We start from the raw sequence: 22,660 nt of genomic DNA on the forward strand, positions 1-22,660 counted from the left end.
GTCTTATCTTTAATAGCAAATAGACTACCGAAGATAATATTGTCACCCAGAGAATATAATGTTCACAAGGTAAACCGCGACCGCAGTTTTAACAATTATTTATTTTTTGGGCAATTGCTCTATTTAAAGGGAAGATGTAAATACACAATATTATCAGGGTCTATATTTTACGTTACATTAACATTAGCATGGTGGTCTTTTCCGGAAATTAGTAACTATTGGTAAACAAATCAACATATAAGCCTTACTGGATAGGGAAGGCATAGAATGGACAATAAATAACCAACAAAAATATTTAACGTAAAAATAACGCAATGTCTGTTAACAGCGTTTACATTACGTTGGCTTTATGCAAGGATCCGGCGTGAGAATAAATTCAATTGTAAGGCAAATGCTCATTTTTAACTGCATCCTGACAATTGACTTACCGCACGATGACCGGGCAACAGCGAAATACGTACCTATCAGTACACCCGAGAGCGTGCGATCAACCTACAAGTGAGAACACCATGAAGTCGACCTCTAGCGATATTTAAACAACATTAGTGAAGAGCAACTGCCTGTTGCTAAGCATCAGCTAAAAAACTGGAAGCATTTTCTGGGCATTTATACCGGTGAACATGTTGCCGCCACCGAATTTGTATTCGGCGCTACTTTCGTTGCACTGGGTGCAACAATGACCGATATTTTGTTAGGTCTGCTGATTGGTAATTTACTTGCGGTGTTAAGCTGGACGTTTATTACGACGCCTATCGCAGTAGATACCCGCATGAGCCTGTACACCTATCTGCAAAAGATCGCAGGCGATTCAATGACCCGGCTGTACAACTGGGCCAACGTCATTATATTCACCGTTATTTCAGCGGCGATGATTACGGTATCAGCCACAGCGGTGCGGTTTGCCTTGGGCATTCCCGCCCAGCTTAATTGGTATCCCACCAATATGGCGTTTGTTTTTGTGGTCATGGCGGTAGGTATCATCGTGGTACTGGTTGCTATGTACGGCTTTAATGCAGTGTCTGACTTTTCCCGAATCTGCGCGCCATGGCTATTTACCATGTTTCTAAGTGGGCCACTGGTGCTGATGCCCGTGTTGGCGGATGCGGTAATTGGCCAAACGACCTTATCGGGCTGGGCTGATTTTATGCAGATTGGTAGTGCCTCAGTATGGACCGGCCTGACCGCTAGCGGGGAACCAGGAATTGGTCTGATTGAAGTTATCGGCTTTTCCTGGGCGGCAAATACCATTACGCACTTTGGTTTGATTGACATGGCTATGCTGCGATATGCCAAACGTAAGGCATACGGTTTAACCACCTCCGCAGGGATGTTATTTGGCCATTATATTGCCTGGATCTCGGCCGGTATTATGGGCGCAGGAACCGCAATTATCGTGCAAAAATCGATTGTTCAGCTTGATCCCGGCGATGTGGCCTACCATGCGTTAGGATTATCAGGCCTGGTGATTGTCATTGTGGCGGGCTGGACCACCGCCAATGCTAACCTCTACCGGGCTGGCCTTGCTGCACAGGCTGTGTTCCCTAAAAGCTCGCGTAACCGTACCACCTTTATCGTGGGTTTAATTACCGTTGCTATCGCGTGTTTCCCGTTCGTATTTACCAAACTGCTACCGCTGTTAACCTATGCCGGCCTGCTGGTTGTGCCGGTTGGCGGAATTGTCTTTGCTGAGCATGTCATCTTTCCCAAAATTGGCTTTAGTCGCTACTGGGCTCACTATCGCCAACTTAGCCACAGTACGCCTGCGGTGGCCAGTTGGGGTCTGGGTTTAGTCTTTGGCTTTGGGCTTAATGCTTTAGATGTGATGTCTTTTTACTATCTGTTTATACCAACCTGGATTTTTACCATAGTGGTATATACGGTGCTTGCGGCACGCTATGGCGCGAACCAGCAGTACCCGGAACAACAAGCGCAGATGGAAACTTTTTATGCGCGCGTTGAAGTACACCAACAAGAACAGGCCGCCCAGGCGCCCGTTTCGGTTGAAGATAAAACCACAGCCTCACGTCTGCTTCACATTATTTCAGTGAGCAGCCTGTTAATTACCCTTGCGCTGGCGCTACAAACCTTCTTGTTTAGCGCTGGCATGCCAGAATATGAAAGTCATCGGGATATGTTCTTCAATATCGCGTTTGCTTGTACGCTGGTGTATTTTTCTACTGCTTACTGGGCGATGCGTCGCCAGAAAGCTTTGACTCAATAAGAGGTTGTTATGCAAACTTCATCGGCTATTACGCTGAATCGTCAAAATTTATCGCAACTGGCTAACCATGTTCAGGTACCCGATTACCGTGTAGAAGATGTTAAAACCGGTATTGTTCATATAGGTGTTGGTGGCTTTCACCGGGCCCATCAGGCTATGTATACAGATGCATTGATGAGCCAGACTGGCGAACTGGACTGGGGAATTTGTGGCATTGGCTTGCGTGAAGGCGACCGTAAAATGCAGCAGATCCTGGCAGCCCAGGATTATCTTTACACGCTGGTAGAAAAGCATGCCGGCGGCGAGCGTAAAGCTCGGGTTATTGGCGCCATTACTGATTTTCTGATTGCCACCGATAGCCCGGCGGCGATCATTGAGAAAATGGCAGAGCCTACGGTAAAGCTGGTTTCCCTGACTATCACCGAAGGCGGCTATAATCTGGATTCAGCCACGGGTGAATTCATGGCGGATAATGCAGATGTACAATACGATCTGCAAAACCCCCAAACACCGAAACTGGTGTTTGGCTATCTGTTAGCCGCGTTGAAACTACGTAAGCAGCGGGGGATCGCCCCTTTCACGCTAATGTCCTGCGATAATATCCAGCATAACGGCGATGTGCTTAAAAAAATGCTGCTGGCATACATTGAACTGGCTGACGGCGAATTTGCCAGCTGGGTGAATGAACATGTCATGTTCCCTAACTCAATGGTAGACAGAATCACCCCTTCTACCACCCAGGAAGATATCGATCAGCTTGCAGAGCAGCACGTTATTGATGGTTGGCCGGTAGTATGTGAACCGTTTACTCAATGGATTATTGAGGACGCATTTTGCAATGAGCGTCCAGCCTGGGAAGCGGTTGGGGCACAATTTGTACCAGCGGTATCACCTTACGAAAAGCTTAAATTACGTATGCTGAATGCCGGACATTCCGTATTAGGGCTATGTGGTTCGCTGGCCGATACCAATACTATTCATGAAAGTATGCAGGTAGATGCGCTTAAAACCCTGCTATCTAACTTTATGAGCCAGGAAGTGATGCCTACGCTAGATCCTGTAGAAGGCATTGACGTAGAGCAATACAAGCAAACCTTATTGGAACGCTTTGCTAACCCTAATATCAAAGATTCACTGGCGCGTATTTGTTTGCAAAGCTCGGCAAAAATTCCGGTGTTTTTATTGCCTACCGTGCAGGATAATCTGCGGCAGCAGGGTCAAGTTAAAATCAGTGCGTTAGTGCTGGCGTGCTGGTGTTATTACAGTGACAAGCAGCAGTCGCAACAAGGTACTGCGCTGGATATTCAGGATGATATGGCCGAACGGCTACATCAGGCAGCGGCGCAAACCAGTGAGAATCCGCTGGCATTTTTACAACTTGAAGCAGTCTTTGGTCAATTGGCCAGCCAACCTGACTTTACCCAATTGTATACTGATTTTGTAAAGCGGCTTTATGCCGGTGAGGATGTGCTTAAGATGGCTACAACCATCTAAGGTCTAGCTAGCATTAACAAACCGCAAAAAGCCGCCTTTTCAAGGCGGCTTTTTATTACCTGATACCCGCTGTACGTAAAATAACCACACCAAGCGATAAAGATTAACCTTTTGATAATACTAAGGTAGATGGTCTTTAGGGTATTGTTTCAACCCCATTTGATTGATTAATCATACGAAACACCCGCTTTGCTCTGCGTACAATATGCGCCCTGGAAATCTACGCGCTGCATAAGGGACACAAGGGTTGTTATGCTTAGAAACTTTTCTATCGGTGGCCGTTCTGCCACCGCTTTTGGCTTAATCGGATTATTCGTTCTACTGGTTGGCGGGGTAGGCATTTATAGTCTGGATGCCCTCGCCTCACGGTTCAATTTAATCGTCGATCATCGTTCGCCGGCACTTGTCACTATCAAACAAATAGAATCGCAGTTTTTTAAATTAAGACTGGAAAACGCCAATATTTTACAGGCCACGCCGATTGAGCGGGGCGACTATGAAAGCAAATATAACGCAGCGAAAAAAATGCTGGATAACGCCTTGCAGGCCATGCATAGCTTGGCTAAGGCAGCGGATGCCCAACAGTTAATAGCGGATATCGATACAGATATAAGGCAGTTTTATATATTGCAGAACAAACAGATGGACTTGCTTAACAGCGGTCAGGTGCAAGCTGCTATGGCGATGCAAAATGCGCAAATGAAAACCATCAGAGAGCGTACGGCTGGCTTTATCGATAAATTGGAAGTGTTTCAGGTACAGCGGATAAAGGACAGTCAAAAAGAAGCCGACCAGATGATTAACCGCACAATGTGGTTTATTTCACTGATTATTGTACTGGCATTTGCTTGTGTGGTGGTGTTTGCCATTGTTCTTACCCGCGCGTTGGTCAAACCTATGAAAGTGGCAGTAGATGTTGCCGAAGGTATCGCCAGAGGCGAGCTTAATCAGGTTATTGTGGATAACGGTAAGGATGAAACAGCGGTTATGCTGAACGCCCTGGCGAGCATGCAAACGATGCTTCACCACACGATTTCGCAAATTCAGTATTCGGCCAGTGAGCTTACCGGCACCGCAGACCAGCTCTCTTCTGTGACCGCCCAATCAAACCACGGGATGGCCCAACAAAATGAGCAGCTGGAACAGTCGTCCTCGGCTGTCACACAGCTTTCGGCCTCGATTGAAGAGGTGGCGCGTAATGCGAATGCCACTTCGTTGGAAGCGCGTGAGGTTAGCCAAATCGCGGCTGACGGTAAACAAAAAGTCGACCTAAACCTGACGATGGTTAAAGGCCTGTTGGGTAATCTAGATAGTTCGGTGAAAGGGCTTAATACATTGACCGGCGATATCAGTAATATCGGGACGGTACTTGATGTAATACGCGCGATTGCCGAGCAAACTAATCTGCTGGCGCTGAATGCTGCCATAGAAGCCGCCCGCGCAGGTGAGTCAGGCCGAGGTTTTGCAGTTGTAGCTGATGAAGTAAGGGCGCTGGCCCATCGCACGCAGGAGTCTACCGAGGAAATTGAGCAAATGATTAAAAGCCTGCAAGCGGGAAGTCATAATACGGTTACGGCTATTAATAGCAGCTACGAAGCTGCGCAAAAAGCGCAAACAGTGGCCCAGGAGTCGGGTGAAGTACTATCTCATATTACGTCCTCTATCGAACGTATGAACGAACAAACCCTGGCAGTGGCCAGCACCACCGAAGAACAGGCCCATGTATCTAAAGAAGTCGACAGTAGCATTTTGCGTATTAAAGACTTATCAAACGAGATGTCGGCAGGGGTTAATCAGACCGAAGCATCCAGTATGCAGTTAGCCAAACTGGCGGATAATCTAAACCGCCTAACCCGCGAATTTAAGGTGTGAAACATACGCTGTGGCCAGGTCTTACAATAACGGTAGCATGGCAAGCCCAGCTCAGCCACACGACTTGTGGGGCATTACGGCATCATGCAGCACGCCCCCTTTGCCTATACAGCTATAGTAGATGGACGTGATGCTATGACAGCAAAGCGTAACCTGGCCGCAACCTAAACATTGACCAGCACATATAAAACAACCCACGGCCTGGGGCAGACCATGGGTTGTTTGTTGGCGCGCTATCGGGGCGCCTAGCAACGGTACTCAGTAAGGGTTACTTACTGTTGGTACTTTCAAATATTTTATCAGCTGAAGCGGCTACAAAACCCTGATAGTACTTGCCGTCAGGCATTTTGTAGCGCTGCGCAAACTCATAAAAACAACTTGGAATAAGCTTCGACTCCGTCTCGAATTTTACATAGGCATGATCGGCCATTGTCGAGGACTGAGCTAAAAACACGTCCGGCGAACCCTTGATTTCGCCACCCGCGGTATTCAACGTAAAGCCAGCATCTTTAAGCATCTGGTTTACATCGGTTAGCTCCTTGGTTTTGTTCAAAAAGTTCACACTTACCGTGAAATGATTCGCGCGAAAACCCCACGCTGCTAGCCAGGCCGCGTACTCAGACTCTTCAAGCAAAGTTTCATAGTCAGCTTTAGTGAGCGACCAGTGTTGACCAGAATACAGAAAGTTGTCATTTTCAACAGCATTGCTATCCATTTGATCAACCAGCTTATGAATAATTTGCTGCACCGGCTGCGACATCTGCTCTACCCGTAGTTCGCTGATAAACACTTTGGGCTTGGTTTCATCAGGGTGCTCGAAGTGTCTGGCGTCCAGTTTTTTCGCTTCAAAATCGTAACTGCCCTGTTCGGTATAGCCCATCGCCACAAAATGCGCGGCCAGTTTATCCAGCGAGGTTTTCGGCAAGTTAAATGTGCGAAAGGCAACGTGATCATTCACGATGTCGCTGCCGTTTTCACTGTCGGCCAGAAGCTCATGAATTTTGTACGCCGAGGGCGTAATATTCACATAATCTTCCCACAGGTTTTCAAAAAAAGTATCTACATTACTGTGCATGTCAGGTTTCCTTATTCCATACTCAGGCCAGGGCTCAATGTACCTGGCAAGGTGACCCGTTCCAGTTCTACCGAGGCCACCGGATAGGCGCAGTAATCAGCTGCATAATAAGCACTGGCGCGGTGGTTACCGCTTTCGCCTATACCACCAAAGGGGGCGGCACTGCTGGCGCCGGTTATCGGCCGGTTCCAGTTAACAATACCGGCGCGGATGCGCGCGAAGAAATAATCCCAGTCTTGCTGGCTGTCGCTCAACAAGCCGGCAGACAAACCAAAGCTGGTATTATTAGCTTGCGCAATCGCTTGGTCAAAGTCGGTATAGCGGATAATTTTAACCAGCGGCCCGAAATGTTCTTCATCGGGCATGGTATCGGCGATCGCGGTAACATCAATGATGCCGGGTGTGGCAAAGCCTTTGTCAGTATCCGGCTGAGTTAGCCGCAAGAGTACCTCGCCCCCTAGCTGCTCCAGTTGCTGCTGAGCATCTACCATTAACTTGGCGGCACGCGCTGAAATCATTGCCCCCATAAAGGGTTGCTCAGCGGCATCATAATTATCAACTTTGATATTCGCTGTGACTTCAAGCAGGCGCTGCACGATAATATCGCCTTGAGCATTGGCGGGGATAAACACTCGGCGGGCGCAAGTACAGCGCTGGCCTGAGGTAATAAAGGCTGATTGCACAATATCATGTACCGCTGCATCGGTATTTTGAACCTCGCGCACGATCAGTGGGTTATTGCCCCCCATCTCCAGCGCCAGAATCTTACCTGGGTTCCCTGCATATTGTTCGTGTAGCAACTTGCCGGTTCGTGAGCTTCCGGTAAAGAACAAACCATCAATATTAGGGTGGGCGGCCAGGGCTTTCCCGGTTTCCACTTCACCTTGTACCAGGTTCAGGACCCCCGCAGGCAACCCGGCTTTTTCCCATAATTTTACGGTTTCTTGCGCCACCATAGGTGTTAAATCGCTCGGCTTAAAGATAACCGTATTCCCGGCAATAAGGGCGGGTACTATGTGACCATTAGGCAAATGGCCGGGAAAGTTGTAAGGACCAAATACCGCCACGACGCCATGAGGTTTATGACGAATAATGGCTTTTCCCACTGGCATTGGGTTTTCTACCGTGCCGGTACGCTCGTGATAAGCACGCTCTGAAATAGCAATTTTGCCAATCATTGCCCCCACTTCAGTGGCGGTTTCCCATTCAGGTTTGCCCGTTTCCCGGGCCATAACGCTGGCTAATGCTGTTTTATTTTCTTCCAGTTGCTGGCCGAATGCCTTAATCAGGGTCAGACGTTCGTCTACGGTTTTTTGAGCCCAGGCTATACTGGCCTGACGGGCGGCCTTCACGGCAGCATCTACTTGCTCGGCAGACGCTGCGTGGGCATCCCATATAACATCATTTTTAGCCGGATCGATAGAACGGATAGCATGGCCCTGGCCGGCGACCCATTCCCCATTGATATAATGTGTTGTTTGCATAATGTGTCCTGTCGTTAGTCTCTGAAATTCACCGGGGCAAAACGGATAGAGTCCCCGGCCGAGATGTTCAGTGCCGCAGCGGCCTGACGCGATATAACAGCGACTTGTTGTTCTTCGCTGACGGTCATCTCAGTGGCCACCGCCCGAAAGTCCTCTACCGAAGTATTGATAATATAGTGACTGCGCCCTTGCGCTGCGCTTTGGTCATCAATAACGATGGGCAGTTTGCAACTGGCTTGGGCGGTGCGGATATGGCTAAGGTTAGCTTCAACCGTAGGGCCGGCATCAAAAATATCCACATAACCACGGCAGCTAAACCCTTCTTCCTGCAATAGTTGCAGGGCAGGGCGGGTCTTGGTATGCACCTGACCTATAACGGCTTGTGCTTCTTTGCTTAGCAGGTTCACATAAATCGGGTACTTTGGCATAAGTTCCGCAATAAAGACTTTATTACCAATGCCCGTCAGATAATCAGCGGTGGGAAAGTCCATTGAGAAAAAATGATCTTCCAACCATTCCCAAAACGGCGAACGGCCATCTTCATCACTTACCCCACGCATTTCAGCGATAATGGTTTCAGAAAACCGCTCGCGGTGTTCCATCATGAACAGGAAGCGCACTTTTGACAAAAACCGGCCATTGATACCGCCACGCGCCTGCTCACGTAAGAACAGCGAGCAGATTTCGGTAACTCCGGTGTAGTCATTACAAAAGGTCAGGATATCTACCGTATTGTGAATTTTGAGCTCGCGGGAAGCATGCACGACCTTACCCATGTGATAGTGGTAAAAAGCATCGTCCACCCCCACTGCGGCTTCAATACCGGTAGTGCCGACTACCTCCCCGGTTTGGGTATTTTCCATTACAAACAGATAAGACTCGTTACCTGGTTTGGTAGCATGGCTGTGAAACCCCTGTTCTGCGCGTTGAATCTTCTTTTTCAACAACCCTTCGTTAACGGGCAGCGAGGTGAAACCAATGCCTGATTCCACCGCAATGTCGTACAAAGAGGCATAGTCACTTTGCCTGATAGGGCGAATAATATTCATACTTGGCTACCTGTTAACCGGCATTTACTGTGCGCTAGCAACAGCGGCCACGGCGCGTTCAAAGCGGGCCAGACCTTCTTTAATGTCGGCGTCCGGAATGATTAACGATGGGGCAAACCGAATAACATTCGTACCGGCAACCAGACACATCAGGTTTTCGTTGGCAGCGGCCACCAGAAAATCGCGGGCGCGCCCTTCGTAATCGCTGTTTAGCGCACAGCCTAACAGCATGCCTTTACCACGAATCTCACTGAACACCTGATACTTTTCATTTATCTGACCCAGTATTTCACGAAACAAAGCTTCTTTGGTTTCGACGCCGTTTAGCACCTCGGGGGTATTCACAATATCCAGCGCACGCTCCGCCACCGCACAGGCCAGCGGGTTGCCCCCGTAGGTGCTACCGTGAGTGCCTGGCTTCAGGTGCTCGGCAATCTCGGTGGTCGTCAGCATGGCGCCAATGGGAAACCCGCCGCCTAATGATTTTGCAGTGGTCAGAATATCTGGTGTGACGCCCAGTCCCATATACGCATACAGGTGGCCGGTACGGCCTACGCCTGACTGAACTTCGTCAAAGATAAGCAGAGCATTATGTTTATCACATAATGCACGGACACCTTTCACAAAGTCCGCTTCGGGTGAAATAATGCCGCCTTCACCCTGTAATGGTTCCATCATGACCGCACAGGTGTTATCGCTGATCAGCTTTTCAAAGGCTGCCAAATCATTATAGTCACAGTGATCTACGGCGCCTGGCTTAGGGCCGAAACCGTCTGAATACGCGGTTTGCCCGCCCACGGTTACCGTGAAAAAGGTACGTCCGTGGAAGCCTTTGTTAAAGGCAATAATCTGGTTTTTATCTTCGTTAAATTTTTCCAGAGCAAAACGCCGCGCCAGTTTTAAAGCCGCTTCATTAGCCTCGGCACCGGAGTTAGCAAAATACGCTTTGTCGGCAAAGGTAGCGTCGGTCAGCTTTTTAGCTAACCGCAAGGCCGGTTCATTGGTGAACACATTGCTCAGGTGCCAAAGCTTGCTACCTTGTTCCTGTAAGGCGCTTACCAGCTCAGGGTGACAATGGCCCAGTACATTCACCGCTATACCGCCGGCAAAGTCGATGTACTCAGCGCCGTCCTGATCCCATACACGCGAACCCTCACCGCGTACCGGCACCATGCCTGCGGGGTTGTAGTTAGGAACCATTACTTCATCAAACGTTGCACGAGTTACATTCATAGGTTGTTACCTCTGTAGCTGGCATCCCGCGGATAAAGATCCGGTGTAGGACGCAAAAAAGAAAAGGAATTATTTGTTTAGTATGCCAGCAATTAGGCGGTTTGTCTTGTGGTAGAAAAGTCTGAACCCCTTGATTTTCAAGGGGTGTGGCTTGTTTTGCAGGAAAAGTGAATAACTATTTAGTGAAGGTTGCTTAACATTGTTGTTACGTTGCAGGCGCTAACTATACGCTGTCATGGCAGCCGGCTGGTAAGCTGCATCAGGCGGGTTTAGCTGCATTTTTATGTACAAAATTATTAACTGATATGCGCCTCTACCGTCAGCGGTAAGGTGAAAATGTCAGCAGATTTAAGCAGTTCCAGTGCGCCGGGCAAAAATCGCTGAGCTCTGAGACGCGGTTTTATTTCAGCTGCCTCGGCTGCCCGCGCCTGATGCAACATTTTGATTTGTGTATAGCAACGCGCGGCCTGGAGCAGCCTGGATAAGGGCTGATAGGGGCCTGCTGGCGATGCTGAGGGAGTATTTAAAGCCTGGAGGGCAGGCGTAACGGGCAACCGCTGAAAATCCATATGGGCAAACAAGTTAGCACTAAGCGCATCACTGAATTCATGCTGCATGGCAATCAGATAATTGGCAGATGGGGTGATTTTTAGCAACGCACTATGTACATCTCGTTGGCCCAAACGTTGGGCTTCTTCCAGTTTATGCCGGTGCATGTAATCAAAGGTCTTAAAATAGGCTTTGGTAACACAGCAGCGGCCCAGGTTAGCCAGCATGCCGGCAATATACGCAGCAAAGGGCTGACACTGGTACTGACTGGCCAATAAGCGGGCGGTTATGCCCGTGCCGGTAGCGTATTGGGTAAGTTTGACTTTGATCGCAGGGAACGGGTCTGTAATTTGCGGCATAGCACGCTTTAACAGCAAAGACGGTAACAATATGCGCAGATTTTCAATGCCTATAAAGCTCAGCGCGGTACGCAGACTTTCCACCACAATAACCCGTCCCCGGGCATCTTTTTTGCGAAAACGCGGGCTATTTACAATGTGCATAAGCTCATCGTATAGCCACGGCATTGAAGCCACACAGGGCTCAAGCCGAGACACCGAGGCGGCCCTTGTCGACAAGATATCCAGCATCACCGGCACCTGGTGGTTAAAGTTTAGCGTGCTACTAAACAAGGCTGCGCAGTCACTAATCTGCTCCTGCATATCTTGTAAAATGAGCTCATGCAATTCGTAGCTTATATAATCAACAAAAGAGGCTTCTGCCTGGGCTGCGAGTCGCTTGTTTTTAATCGCCACTTTTTCAACCTGCAATAAACGGCGGCGGGCGAAGTTTTGCTCTGACTCTTCGTAGCTTACCTCGCCTGGGCTACGGCGCCCCAACATAGTAGCCACCCGGAGTGGGCTGATCAGAAGATTATCAAAACGCTCATCAAGTGTTGGCGGGGTCGTGGTTTGTTCCATAGGCGCGGTAATTCCGACTGTGTTGTGAGTGCTTTGGTCCGTACAGTCGACGGCGTACGCTGCGGGCATAACTGGCTTACCTGAGGATAACTAACAATATAGCCTGTATCGGCCATTTTGCCGATAGATTAAGGGCCTATTGAGGGTTAATTAGCAATCGATTGGTACCAGCGCTCTGACAACGTAATAAAATTATTCAGCATGGCGTGACCATGTTCGGTAAGCAATGACTCGGGGTGAAACTGAATGCCCCAGACCGGTAACGTCCGGTGCGACATAGCCATGATCTCTTGATAACCATCTTGTTCGGCATACCAGGCGTCGACTTGGAGCGTTGCTGGCAGAGTGTCAGGGGCCACTACCAAAGAATGATAGCGGGTAGCATTGAATGGGCTGGGAATATTGTAAAACAAACCCGTAGACCGATGATTTACCACTGATACCTTGCCATGCAGAATGTGTTTGGCGCCCGTAATGCGCCCGCCAAACACCTGGCCAATCGCCTGGTGTCCCAGGCACACTCCTAATAAAGGGATGCGCCCTGCCAAATGACGAATGGCTGCCAGACTGATGCCCGCTTCATCGGGCGTGCACGGGCCAGGCGATATCACCACCTGGCGCGGCGCTATGGCCTCGATATCGGCTAGCGAAAGTTGATTATTCCTCACCACTTCAACATGTTGGCCCAACTCGGTAAAGTAACGGGCCAGGTTGTGGGTGAAAGAATCAAAGTTATCTATGAGTAACAGCACTCGCGTTATGGCCTGGGGATAAAGCCTACGGCGTCATACACTGCTGTTAGGGTTTGCCTGGCGCGCTGCGATGCTTTTTCAGCACCTTGCTGCATTACCTCGTCAAGGTAGGCCCTATCGTTGCGAATAGCGGTAAATTTTTCCTGGATAGGTTCGACTAAAGCGACGACCGCCTCTGCCACATCCCCTTTTAAATGGCCATACATTTTATCTTCGTACTCGGGGACCAAAGCGTCTACCGATTTGCCGGTAGCCAACGACAGTAGCGTCAGCAAGTTTGAAACGCCGGGTTTTTCCTGCGGGTTGAAGTAAATGCGAGCCTGCTCGTCAGAATCGGTCACCGCGCGCTTAATCTTTTTCGTCAGCTTTTTAGGATCTTCCAGCAAGCCAATAAAGTTATTAGGGTTGGTATCCGATTTTGACATTTTACGCTCAGGCTCCTGCAGGCTCATGATACGAGCGCCAAATTCAGGAATATAGGGGTCGGGTAAGCGAAATACATCGTTGTACAAATTGTTAAAGCGAGTGGCAATGTCTCGGGTTAGCTCCAGATGCTGTTTTTGGTCTTCCCCTACCGGGACTTTGTCTGCCTGATAAAGCAAAATATCTGCGGCTTGTAGAACGGGGTAGGCATATAGCCCCACATTGATATTGTTTTCGTTCTTCACCGACTTATCTTTAAACTGGGTCATGCGGTTCAGCTCGCCCATTTGGGCATAACAGTTAAGTACCCATGAAAGCTGAGCATGTTCAGGCACATGAGACTGTACAAACAGCGTACTTTTCTTCGGATCAATACCACAGGCCAAATACAGCGCCAGACCGTCTAAGCACGCATCATACAGTTTTTGCGGTTCCTGGCGTACGGTAATAGCGTGCAGGTCAACCAGCATATACAGACAATCATAATCATCCTGCATAGACACCCACTGCTTTAGTGCGCCCATATAATTACCGATGGTTAATTGCCCCGACGGCTGACAGCCACTTAATACAATAGGTTTGTTACTCATGATGCTTACTTCAATCCTTACACTTCAATAATATGGCTAACAAGCCGCCTGACGGAGCTCTTCACGCATGTCGTTTATTACTTGCTGATAATCCGGTGCATTAAAAATGGCCGATCCTGCCACAAACATATCTGCCCCAGCTTCAGCTACGGCACGAATGTTATCCACTTTTACGCCACCGTCAATTTCAATTCGGATATTTTTACCACTGTCGGTCACCCGTTGTTTAACCTGGCGAAGTTTATCATAGGTCGAGGGCAGAAACTGCTGGCCTCCGAAACCCGGATTAACCGACATAATCAGGATATGATGCAGTTTATCCATAACATGATCTAAATAATGAAGCGGGGTAGCAGGGTTGAACACCAGCCCTGGCTTACAGCCAGCATCAATAATGAGTTGTAACGAGCGGTCTACGTGTTCAGAGGCTTCGGGGTGAAAACTGATATAACTGGCACCGGCCTCGGCAAACTGGGTAATCATTTCATCCACCGGTTTAACCATTAAATGTACGTCGATAGGCGCGGTAACCCCATAGTCGCGCAGGGCTTTACACACCATTGGGCCAATGGTCAGGTTAGGCACATAGTGATTATCCATGACATCAAAATGCACGATATCTGCTCCGGCGCTAAGTACGGCATCAACCTCTTCTCCTAGCCGGGCAAAATTAGCAGATAAAATAGAGGGCGCGATCAAAAACGATGACATAGAGCATTCCTAAGATAAGGGTGAAGAACAAAGCACGATCAGCGCAATTGCGCAAAGCTTGGGCTTTCTATTAGGTATAGCTGCGTTTTAGCATACCTTCATGCATGGATAAATGGCCATTACAAAAAAATCAGCCATAAGCATGTGCCCAGTAGATACCTGACTTGGTGCGGACCGGTTCAAAAACGGGATTTGCCTGCACCCTATTAGTGATATTGCTCAAAAATGGTGCAATTAAATGCACCATTCCTACCTGCCACTTCTTCAAATGCAAAATAATTCAGCATTTTAATTCATTAAAAACAGATGCTTATTCATTTAATTTCGACATTTTTACGCATTGCCGTAAGCGGGCATCAGTTTTGCGTTGTCTTTGGCGGAAAAAATAATAAAGACAGAAAGCCACAAATCACTGAGCGTACTGAGAAAAATTTACGGAGAACACACATGAAAAAATTGAAGCTGTCTGCCCTTGCCTTAGCCATTGCGACCTCAAGCCTGTTGGTAGGCCCAGCCTTTGCCGACGACTTATCTGCCAATGTCAGCGCTACAAGTAACTATATCTGGCGGGGTTTAACGCAAACGACTAACGAAGCAGCTGTGCAAGGTGGCATTGATTATTCGCACGATAGCGGTTTTTATGTGGGCACCTGGGCATCTAATGTTCAGTACGCCGCAGATGATGTGTACTCGTACGAGCATGATTTGTATTTCGGTTTTAGCGGAGAAGCTGAAGGTTTTAGCTACGATGTAGGTTATCTGTATTACAACTATGACGCCGACGCGGAGTTTGATTTTGCTGAAATCTTCGGCAGTATTGGCTACCAGGACTTTAGCGCTACGCTTTATTTACTGGCCCATACTGAAGCAGATGAAGCCGATGGACAGGATTTTGGTTTTGGCAAGGCGTCGTATATTTCGTTGGATTACGCTACTGAAGTATTAAATGGAACGGAGTTGGGTTTGCATATTGGTCACCATCAGGGCGACTTTGCCGAGGCATTTAACGGTTTAACCGAAAGTTACAATGACTGGGCAGTCTCAATTGCCAAAGACGGCTTTACCTTTGCTGTTACCGGCACTGATATGGACTCAGATGAGCCAGCAGCGGGTACGGCGTATACCAATGATGACATCAAATTTTCGGTATCTTACGGTATAGATTTCCAGCTATAACGCGTCGATAAAGAAGAAGGCCAGGGCACCATGCTGCACTGGCCTTTTTTGTGCTTTTCCGGCTACTGTTTTGACGCGTAACGCGTGATTGCAAAACGTTTTGTGGTTTCTTAGATGCAGGCTCAGCTTGTTATAAGAGCAGAACCTGATAATCCATAACTCGCACCATGCTGCGTAGGTTATGGGCCTGCAGTAACCGTTTCATGCGCTAATTACCCTATGGCTTTAGCGCGCAGCCTGGCTAGGGCATTTGGTTCGGGCTATCAGCAGGGACGGGGCGCTGGGTTAGCGCTAACACGGGTAATAAAAACCTGTGTCCATGCACGAGCGTGGGTTCGTGCTTTGCAGTATAAAAGGACATATACTGGCCAAAACAAGCGCAACAAAGCCTTGTGATTAAGCGCCAGGAGATTATAATGAGCTTAAATAATGTACGATAATGTCAGGCTCATGGTGACCAAAGCTCGCACTAAATCAATAATGGCCGTTGCTGCTACCACTGGTGCGGTATGGATGTTTAGCGCATTTATGCTACCCGCCAATAACCACGCCTGTCTTGAAAATATGCACCTCGAACTACCGGCTGCTAAGGTAGCAGAGGCTTCGCCCGATTGTCTTGATACCCCCTCCATCAGCTGGCAGCAATGGGTCCAGGGTCAGTCTCGGTCTTATCAATTTCACTTTCTGGATTTACTTGAGCTGCTTGACGGTGGCCATAGTGATAACCGCTTTTCCTCTGGCCCTTCCCGTTAGTCATGGCTTCCACTAAAGCAGGCTTTTTCACGGTTGTATTAAGTGTATTGGCCAGTGCCTTTGGCGTGCAGAGTCACCATAATTACCAACGAGACTTTTCCAACACGAGTATTGTGCCTTATGTGATTACCGGCATTGTATTTGTTATTTTGCTGATTGTCGGTTTGTTAGCGCTGGTAAGGTATATCACTGCTTAACGGCGCGAGCGCGGCAACTCATGAGGCGCAAAATACGCCAGTATTTCTGCTACCGGTTTACGCATATTTCCCTTTTGACTAATTGAACGCTTTACCGTTAACGGGGTAAATGCCGCGTTACTGTATAGTTGTCGAATTATCGGTAGGTCGTGATTGGAGATAAGCACGGGAATACCACGAGTTTTTGAGGTTTGCGCAGCCAATCGGGCAAGAGTGCTCTGAGCATCCATCCCAAAACTACGGGCCGAATAACTTGTGAATGCAGCGGTTTTGCTAATGGGAGCATAAGGAGGGTCACAGTAAATTACATTACCCTTACGCGCTCGGCTAAACACTTTTTCAAAAGATAAGCAGGTAAATGTTGCGCGTTGGGCTTTTTCGGCAAAATAGTGCATTTCAGCCGCCGGGAAGTATGGCTTTTTATAGCGGCCGAAGGGGACGTTGAACCTGCCCCCCAAACTATAGCGACACAAGCCGTTGTAACCATGGCGGTTAAGGTAAACAAATAAGATAGCCCGGTAATACTCATCGCTGGTGCGGTTAAATTCATCGCGTAAGGCGTAGTAATTCGCCTCCTGATTAAATTCGGGCGTGAAAAAACGACTGGTGTCGTGAATTACGGCCTCAGGTTGCGCTTTGAGCAAATTGTAAAGATTAATTAAATCCGGATTAATATCGTTGAGCAGGTAATGTTTGAAATCGGAGTTCAAAAACACAGAGCCTGCACCGACAAACGGCTCAATAAGCTTGTTGGCCTGTGGTAACTTTGCGTTAATGTGCTCTACCAGACTGTACTTACCCCCGGCCCACTTCAGGAAAGCCCGGTTTTTCTTTTGCATCATGGTGATTGAATAATACCTACACGCAGTCTAAGCCGCTGTTTACGTGCCGCCAGTAGCTAAATGTACTGATGTTATCGGAAAAACTGATGTTATCAGCAAAAAGGTGCAGCGCTTAAAAAGAGTCAGACAAAGCAGACCAACACAATACCTACCCGGTGATTGTATCCGGCATCAACGATCGCGACAACAGCAAAAGCCTTTTGAGAAGGATTACTTATCTCACAAGTAAGGATTTTGGTTATTCCCTCGCAATTTAATCGCTAAAAAGAAAGGTGGCTAGCCGGCTTTAATAGATTTAACCGCAGTGCCGCTGCGCAAATAACGGGCATTAGCACTAATTTTTTGTTCAAGCTCATCACGATGGCTATGCCAACTTTGCGGGGGACGCTGAACGCAGTTTCGGCCGCTCTCTTTGGCGTGATAAAGCGCACTGTCTGCTGTTCTCAATAATTCAGTTGCATCGCTGGCGGCATTGGGGATGAGGGTGGCAACACCGAAGCTGGCGGTAACCGATAATATTTTGCCGTTATCCATCACAATAGGCGAGTAGGCAATTGTTTTACGCACATGCTCGGCAAGGTCTGCGGCATCTTCTTCGTGGGTGTTAGGCAACAAAATAGCAAATTCTTCGCCGCCATATCGCGCGGCCAAGTCAGTATGCCGTAATATATTGCGCTGCAGACAACTTGCTACGTGCTTGAGGCACAAATCACCCACCAGGTGACCATGATTATCATTAAATTTTTTGAACCGGTCGACATCTGCCAATATCAGACTGATAGGTGTACGCTCACGCATTGCCCGCTGAATTTCGGCTTTTAAGCGTTCATCTAATTCCCGCCGGTTGGCCAGGCCGGATAACTCGTCCATTGTGGCCATGCGTTTTAAAGTACTGTTCTGCTCAACGACTTTATATTGCAGCTTAATGTTTTCAATAAGCAGAGACACCACCACGGCAGCCGAGGAAATAATGTTTAACACACGGGCTGCGTACCAGCCATAACTAAACCGTGAACCTGAATAAATGACCACTACGCTTTCGCACAACATTGCCAGCATGGCGACGGCAAGCCAGGAATAAATCACATTTTCAAATTTGCCTTTCACCACCACGATAGTTAACGCCAGTGCACAACTAAACATTACCAGTGGTCCGTAGACTAAGGACAGACTATCGGAAAAGTCGCGGCTTGGAGAGATAAGGGTGGGTAAAGCAAACCAGGACAAGAGTGTGGCCAATAACAGTAAGGTGGCTACCGCTATCTGGGTTCCGAACAAACCTGCTGCCCACAGCCATACTCTGCGCACCTTCAATGAATAATCGCCGTTAACCAGCATCGCGGCAGCAACGAGTACCGGAAAACCGATGTGCCACGCAATCCACAACCAGGCTGCATCTCCGTTTGATGCGGTGACCAACGAAAATTGGCCCAAACTATCGGTAAGTAAAAATATTTGAAACGGCGCTAATAGTGCCACCCACAAATAGGCCATGCTTAGTAGTGCAAAGGTAAGTAGTTTGGTTTGCCGATAATGAGCAAACAGCAGAATGGCGGAGATAAGTTCGAATATGAATACCGAGGTACCATAAACTCCTAAGAACCCATAAGAGGGGATGCTAGGCGTCTGCGCGATCTGCAGCACCCAAATTGAGCCCGCCAGAATGCTCAGCGACAAGACAGCAAGAATGCCGTATTGCAACCTGTGCGGTGCAGAACTTAATAATGAGTACTTTTGCATGGTAATAAATTGGGCGTTCCCTAGCCGACAACTAATGCATTATTTTGGCTATAAGCACCAGGCGGACTATAGAATACTGCTCATCCGTTTTTATTAATATTGGAATGTATACCGAAGACGTTGTGAAATTGATCAGACTAAATGCATTAAATTGCTGCTAAATGCGGGATACTGGCGCACAACGTCGCAGATATGCAGTAGATTCATCTATATAAGAAAATACACATTCTATTTATATAATAAAAAAGCCTTATTTAGCAAGGCATTACTATTATTGGGCGGATATTTCGGCCAATATCTGAGCCCCCGATTTTACAAAGGCTTCGTTTTTGCGCGGAAAGTCAGGTAATAGCGGGATTGCTCTGCGCGCTTCTGCCACCGATGCAAAGGGCTGTTTAAATAACAGTACATACCATGGGCCACCGTATCGTTGGGTACGGTAAATCCATACTTGCTCTCCCAGGCGGTAATCGCTTACAAACTGACGCAGCAGAGTCGCGTCCTTCAGCCCGGCTAGTTGTACTACATAGTCTTCGGCCGTCACCGCCTGTAACAGGCGTGCATTGTCTACCTGTGGTTCTGTCGCCATTGGCTGGACCGGTGCGGTGTTGGGACCGGGCGGGTTCTGCGGTAGGGGGGCAGCTGCTGCAATCTGTGCGCTGAGCTGTTGAGCCTGCTTCACCAACGCAGCCGGCAACACCTGCGCTGAGCGGGTGGCTGGCGTTTGATTCGGGGCGGCGGCCGTGTCCATTTCGTTCCCGGTTTGGTTATGCTGAGCCTCTTTGGGCCGCTTATCCCAGGCATCCATTTGTGCTGCCCAGGATGATACCCGGGCATTGTTGCTTAGCGGCGTATCCTGGCTAACGGAGGCTGGCCGGGTTGGCTGCGTATCACCGGCAATGCTATCCGAGGCATCGCTGTTATCAGCCGTTATCGCCGGTTGGTCGGCTTGCGCCGTTGATGTTGGGAAGCTATCTAGTTGGGCCGCGGCGCTATTCGTTTCAGCCGCGGCGCTATCCGTTCCAGCCGCAGCGCTCTCGGTAAGTTCGCTAAACGCTGAGCCGGGCAGCGCCAAGGGCTCCTCTACCTGAGGTGGTTGACTGTCCAGCGGTTGAAACAGCGCACTGATATCGCTGCCGTATTGCCAAGCCACCAGGGCAGTAAAACTGACCAAAAATACTAACGTAGCGCTAACCCAAAACCATGGAGATGCTAATCGATTAGTCTTTACTGGGTTATCCAGTTGCTGACGCTTTAACAAATGTTCGTGGAAGGCTTCGCGGCGTTTAACGATCATTCTATCCAGATCCGTGCCGCCTTGTTCGGCCATCACCGACTGACTGCTAATAAGCAGAGGTGTATCTGAATTTTTGGCCGGTAACCACTGTTTAGCGTTTTCAGCCCAGGCGCTTTGGCCGAATAGCAACACATTCAAATGTTGCTTATTACTGGCAAAACGGCTTTGCAGCACTAAATCCCACAATTCCTGCAACAGTGCATCGGGAAGGTGTTCAGCTTGGGTAATGGTGATAAGAATAGGACCATTATGGGTATTAAGCTCTGCCAATAGCTCATTTAGCGGCCTGACATAGCTGCCGACAAGCTGCCCTAATAGCTGGCGACAAAGCTGGCGGCGGTAGTCGCTTAATTCCAGCGCAGGTTGCGCGGTAAGATAGGCAATGTCCGTTTCATCGTGCTGGTTGAAAACAAATGCTTCAAGGGTTTTTTGTTGCTGGGCAATAGAATCCCCGCTGACAAAAATCAGCTGTGAGGAAAAATTCACCAGATATTCTAATCGTTCATGCAATTGCGAGTGCATGCGCGTTCCCTTCAATACCCTGCCAGCAACGATAACATTACCAGGCAGGGAAAATACGTCTGTTAGCCCACTATAGCACGCAGAATATCGTCACTGACATCCTTTGTAATTACCGCTTTTCCTATCCCCTGGGGCAATACAAAGCGGATGTTGCCCGCCTCCACTTTTTTGTCTCTGCGCATATGTTGCATATACGCATCAAATGACATAGTAACGGGGCCGTCTACCGGTAGCTCAAACGCTTTGATTAAAGCAGTAACCTGCTCGACTTGTTGCTGGGTCTGCCAGCTAAGCGCAGCGGCAGCCTGACATGCCATTACCATTCCCGCAGCAACTGCTTCACCGTGTAACCAGTTGCCATAACCTTGCTCCGCTTCAATAGCATGGCCAAAAGTATGGCCCAGGTTAAGAATTGCACGTAAGCCACCTTCGCGTTCATCCTGGGCAACGACCTCAGCTTTTATTTCACAGCAGCGTTGAATGGCATAGGCCAGCGTGGCGGTATCAAGTGCGCGTAAGGACGCTGTATTGCGCTCAAGCCAGGCAAAAAAGTCAGCATCGTAAATAATGCCATACTTAATAACCTCAGCCATGCCCGCGGCAAATTCGCGTGCGGGAAGGGTTTGCAGGGTAGTTAAATCGATGGCCACCAGAATTGGCTGGTAAAATGCGCCGATCATGTTTTTACCCAACGGATGATTCACCGCTGTTTTGCCGCCCACAGAAGAGTCAACCTGAGCGAGCAGGGTAGTGGGGACCTGTATAAACGGCACGCCGCGCTGATAAGTGGCTGCCACAAAGCCACATAAGTCGCCTATTACGCCGCCCCCTAGGGCAATTAAGGTGGTGTCGCGGGCTGCGTTCATTTCCAGCAGACGGGTCATCACATGACCAAATTGCTCCAGCGATTTGTATTGTTCGCCATCGGGCAGAATAATCGTTTCTACCTGTTTATCACCACAGGCAGCGATTACCTTATCCAGGTAACGCGGCGCTACGGTTTCATTGGTAACCACCACCGCCAGCGGCCCTTTTATATAGGGCACAAAAAAGCCAGCCTGCGATAGCAGACCGGCTTCTATTTGGATGGGATAGCTACGCTCGTTAAGATCCACTTGCAGCGTCGACATGAGCGTATCTCCTGTTTATCTAGAACTGACCAATTTTGCTGATAATCTGGTTTGCTACTGCACGGGCAGACTGGTCATCGGTATCAATTACATAGTCAGCCACTTCTTCATACAGTGGGTTGCGAGTATCAGCCAGCTCACGCAGTACAGCTTCGGGCTCGCCATTTTGTAGCAATGGACGACGCTTGTCCCGTTGTGTACGAGCCACTTGTTTGTCGATTGTGGTCTGCAGGTAAACAACAATTCCGCGCGCAGATAGGCGGTTACGAACAGCTTTGTTCATAACAGAACCACCGCCGGTGGCCAGCACAATACCTTGCTTATCGGTCAGATCATTAATGACATGCTCTTCGCGCTTACGGAAGCCTTCTTCACCTTCTAAGTCGAAAATCCACGTGATGTCAGCACCGGTGCGGCGCTCGATCTCCTGATCGGAGTCAAAAAAATCCAGGTGAAGTTCGTCTGCCAGGTGTCTGCCAATGGTACTTTTGCCTGCGCCCATCGGGCCAACCAAAAAGATATTACGTTTTTCAGCCATATTTGCTTATATCACAACTTTCATTATGTTGAGGGTAGTGCGTCTGTCTAGCCTTCTTTGCCCACCCATTTACGCGTGCTTATAGACTTGCT

The 22,660-nt window shown here is 48.6% G+C and carries 19 protein-coding genes; 6 read left to right on the forward strand and 13 right to left on the reverse strand.

Annotation, left to right across the window (positions count from 1 at the left end; genetic code table 11):
* The first annotated feature begins 676 nt into the window (after positions 1-676).
* The 3 genes from D0Y50_RS01615 to D0Y50_RS01625 all read left to right on the forward strand — a co-directional run bounded on the left by D0Y50_RS01615 (position 677) and on the right by D0Y50_RS01625 (position 5,587).
* Entirely contained in the window at positions 677-2,221 is a 1,545-nt protein-coding gene (locus D0Y50_RS01615) for a purine-cytosine permease family protein (RefSeq protein ID WP_232366413.1), read from the forward strand.
* Positions 2,222-2,230: 9 nt separating this feature from the next.
* The gene (locus D0Y50_RS01620; RefSeq protein WP_117315185.1) at positions 2,231-3,715 is read left to right on the forward strand and encodes a mannitol dehydrogenase family protein; all 1,485 of its coding nucleotides are present in this window, start codon (positions 2,231-2,233) and stop codon (positions 3,713-3,715) included.
* 252 nt (positions 3,716-3,967) lie between these two features.
* Positions 3,968-5,587 (forward strand): methyl-accepting chemotaxis protein, encoded by a 1,620-nt coding sequence (locus tag D0Y50_RS01625; protein ID WP_117315187.1) that lies wholly within the window; start codon positions 3,968-3,970, stop codon positions 5,585-5,587.
* 268 nt (positions 5,588-5,855) lie between these two features.
* On the opposite strand, the gene D0Y50_RS01630 is transcribed toward D0Y50_RS01625, so the two are convergent.
* The 8 genes from D0Y50_RS01630 to rpe all read right to left on the reverse strand — a co-directional run bounded on the left by D0Y50_RS01630 (position 5,856) and on the right by rpe (position 14,373).
* Entirely contained in the window at positions 5,856-6,662 is an 807-nt protein-coding gene (locus D0Y50_RS01630; RefSeq protein ID WP_108565702.1) for a DUF1338 domain-containing protein, read from the reverse strand.
* 11 nt (positions 6,663-6,673) lie between these two features.
* Entirely contained in the window at positions 6,674-8,149 is a 1,476-nt protein-coding gene (gene astD, locus D0Y50_RS01635) for a succinylglutamate-semialdehyde dehydrogenase (RefSeq protein ID WP_108565701.1), read from the reverse strand.
* A gap of 11 nt (positions 8,150-8,160) precedes the next feature.
* The gene (gene astA, locus D0Y50_RS01640; RefSeq protein WP_108565700.1) at positions 8,161-9,195 is read right to left on the reverse strand and encodes an arginine N-succinyltransferase; all 1,035 of its coding nucleotides are present in this window, start codon (positions 9,193-9,195) and stop codon (positions 8,161-8,163) included.
* 24 nt (positions 9,196-9,219) lie between these two features.
* Positions 9,220-10,428, reverse strand: a complete 1,209-nt coding sequence (locus D0Y50_RS01645) for an aspartate aminotransferase family protein (protein ID WP_117315190.1) — start codon at positions 10,426-10,428, stop codon at positions 9,220-9,222.
* A gap of 296 nt (positions 10,429-10,724) precedes the next feature.
* On the reverse strand, positions 10,725-11,897 hold the full coding sequence (locus D0Y50_RS01650) for an HDOD domain-containing protein (RefSeq protein ID WP_108565842.1): 1,173 nt from the start codon (positions 11,895-11,897) through the stop codon (positions 10,725-10,727).
* A 146-nt stretch (positions 11,898-12,043) separates the two neighbouring features.
* Entirely contained in the window at positions 12,044-12,649 is a 606-nt protein-coding gene (locus tag D0Y50_RS01655) for an anthranilate synthase component II (RefSeq protein WP_117315192.1), read from the reverse strand.
* A gap of 5 nt (positions 12,650-12,654) precedes the next feature.
* Positions 12,655-13,662 carry a tryptophan--tRNA ligase gene (gene trpS, locus D0Y50_RS01660; protein WP_108565697.1) on the reverse strand — a complete coding sequence of 336 codons (1,008 nt, stop codon included), beginning with the start codon at positions 13,660-13,662 and terminating at the stop codon, positions 12,655-12,657.
* A gap of 36 nt (positions 13,663-13,698) precedes the next feature.
* A complete protein-coding gene (rpe, locus tag D0Y50_RS01665; protein WP_108565696.1) occupies positions 13,699-14,373 on the reverse strand; it encodes a ribulose-phosphate 3-epimerase in 675 nt (224 codons plus the stop codon).
* Between the two features lie 447 nt (positions 14,374-14,820).
* On the opposite strand from rpe, the gene D0Y50_RS01670 reads away from it, so the two are divergent.
* The 3 genes from D0Y50_RS01670 to D0Y50_RS01680 all read left to right on the forward strand — a co-directional run bounded on the left by D0Y50_RS01670 (position 14,821) and on the right by D0Y50_RS01680 (position 16,499).
* Complete coding sequence (locus D0Y50_RS01670) at positions 14,821-15,549, forward strand: TorF family putative porin (RefSeq protein WP_108565695.1); 729 nt, start codon at positions 14,821-14,823, stop codon at positions 15,547-15,549.
* 429 nt (positions 15,550-15,978) lie between these two features.
* Positions 15,979-16,302 (forward strand): hypothetical protein, encoded by a 324-nt coding sequence (locus D0Y50_RS01675; RefSeq protein WP_108565694.1) that lies wholly within the window; start codon positions 15,979-15,981, stop codon positions 16,300-16,302.
* A 2-nt stretch (positions 16,303-16,304) separates the two neighbouring features.
* Positions 16,305-16,499, forward strand: coding sequence for a DUF2970 domain-containing protein (locus D0Y50_RS01680; RefSeq protein ID WP_108565693.1), 195 nt, complete (start codon positions 16,305-16,307; stop codon positions 16,497-16,499).
* On the opposite strand, the gene D0Y50_RS01685 is transcribed toward D0Y50_RS01680, so the two are convergent.
* The 5 genes from D0Y50_RS01685 to aroK all read right to left on the reverse strand — a co-directional run bounded on the left by D0Y50_RS01685 (position 16,496) and on the right by aroK (position 22,568).
* Complete coding sequence (locus D0Y50_RS01685; RefSeq protein ID WP_108565692.1) at positions 16,496-17,341, reverse strand: Dam family site-specific DNA-(adenine-N6)-methyltransferase; 846 nt, start codon at positions 17,339-17,341, stop codon at positions 16,496-16,498. The genes D0Y50_RS01680 and D0Y50_RS01685 overlap by 4 nt on opposite strands.
* 276 nt (positions 17,342-17,617) lie before the next feature.
* Positions 17,618-19,081 (reverse strand): sensor domain-containing diguanylate cyclase, encoded by a 1,464-nt coding sequence (locus D0Y50_RS01690; RefSeq protein WP_108565691.1) that lies wholly within the window; start codon positions 19,079-19,081, stop codon positions 17,618-17,620.
* Positions 19,082-19,352: 271 nt separating this feature from the next.
* Positions 19,353-20,900, reverse strand: coding sequence for an SPOR domain-containing protein (locus tag D0Y50_RS01695; protein ID WP_117315194.1), 1,548 nt, complete (start codon positions 20,898-20,900; stop codon positions 19,353-19,355).
* Positions 20,901-20,962: 62 nt separating this feature from the next.
* The gene (aroB, locus tag D0Y50_RS01700) at positions 20,963-22,030 is read right to left on the reverse strand and encodes a 3-dehydroquinate synthase (protein ID WP_117315197.1); all 1,068 of its coding nucleotides are present in this window, start codon (positions 22,028-22,030) and stop codon (positions 20,963-20,965) included.
* A 19-nt stretch (positions 22,031-22,049) separates the two neighbouring features.
* Entirely contained in the window at positions 22,050-22,568 is a 519-nt protein-coding gene (gene aroK / locus D0Y50_RS01705; protein ID WP_108565688.1) for a shikimate kinase AroK, read from the reverse strand.
* Positions 22,569-22,660: the final 92 nt, after the last annotated feature.

This window comes from Salinimonas sediminis, from assembly GCF_003429285.1.
GTDB classification, from domain to species: domain Bacteria; phylum Pseudomonadota; class Gammaproteobacteria; order Enterobacterales; family Alteromonadaceae; genus Alteromonas; species Alteromonas indica.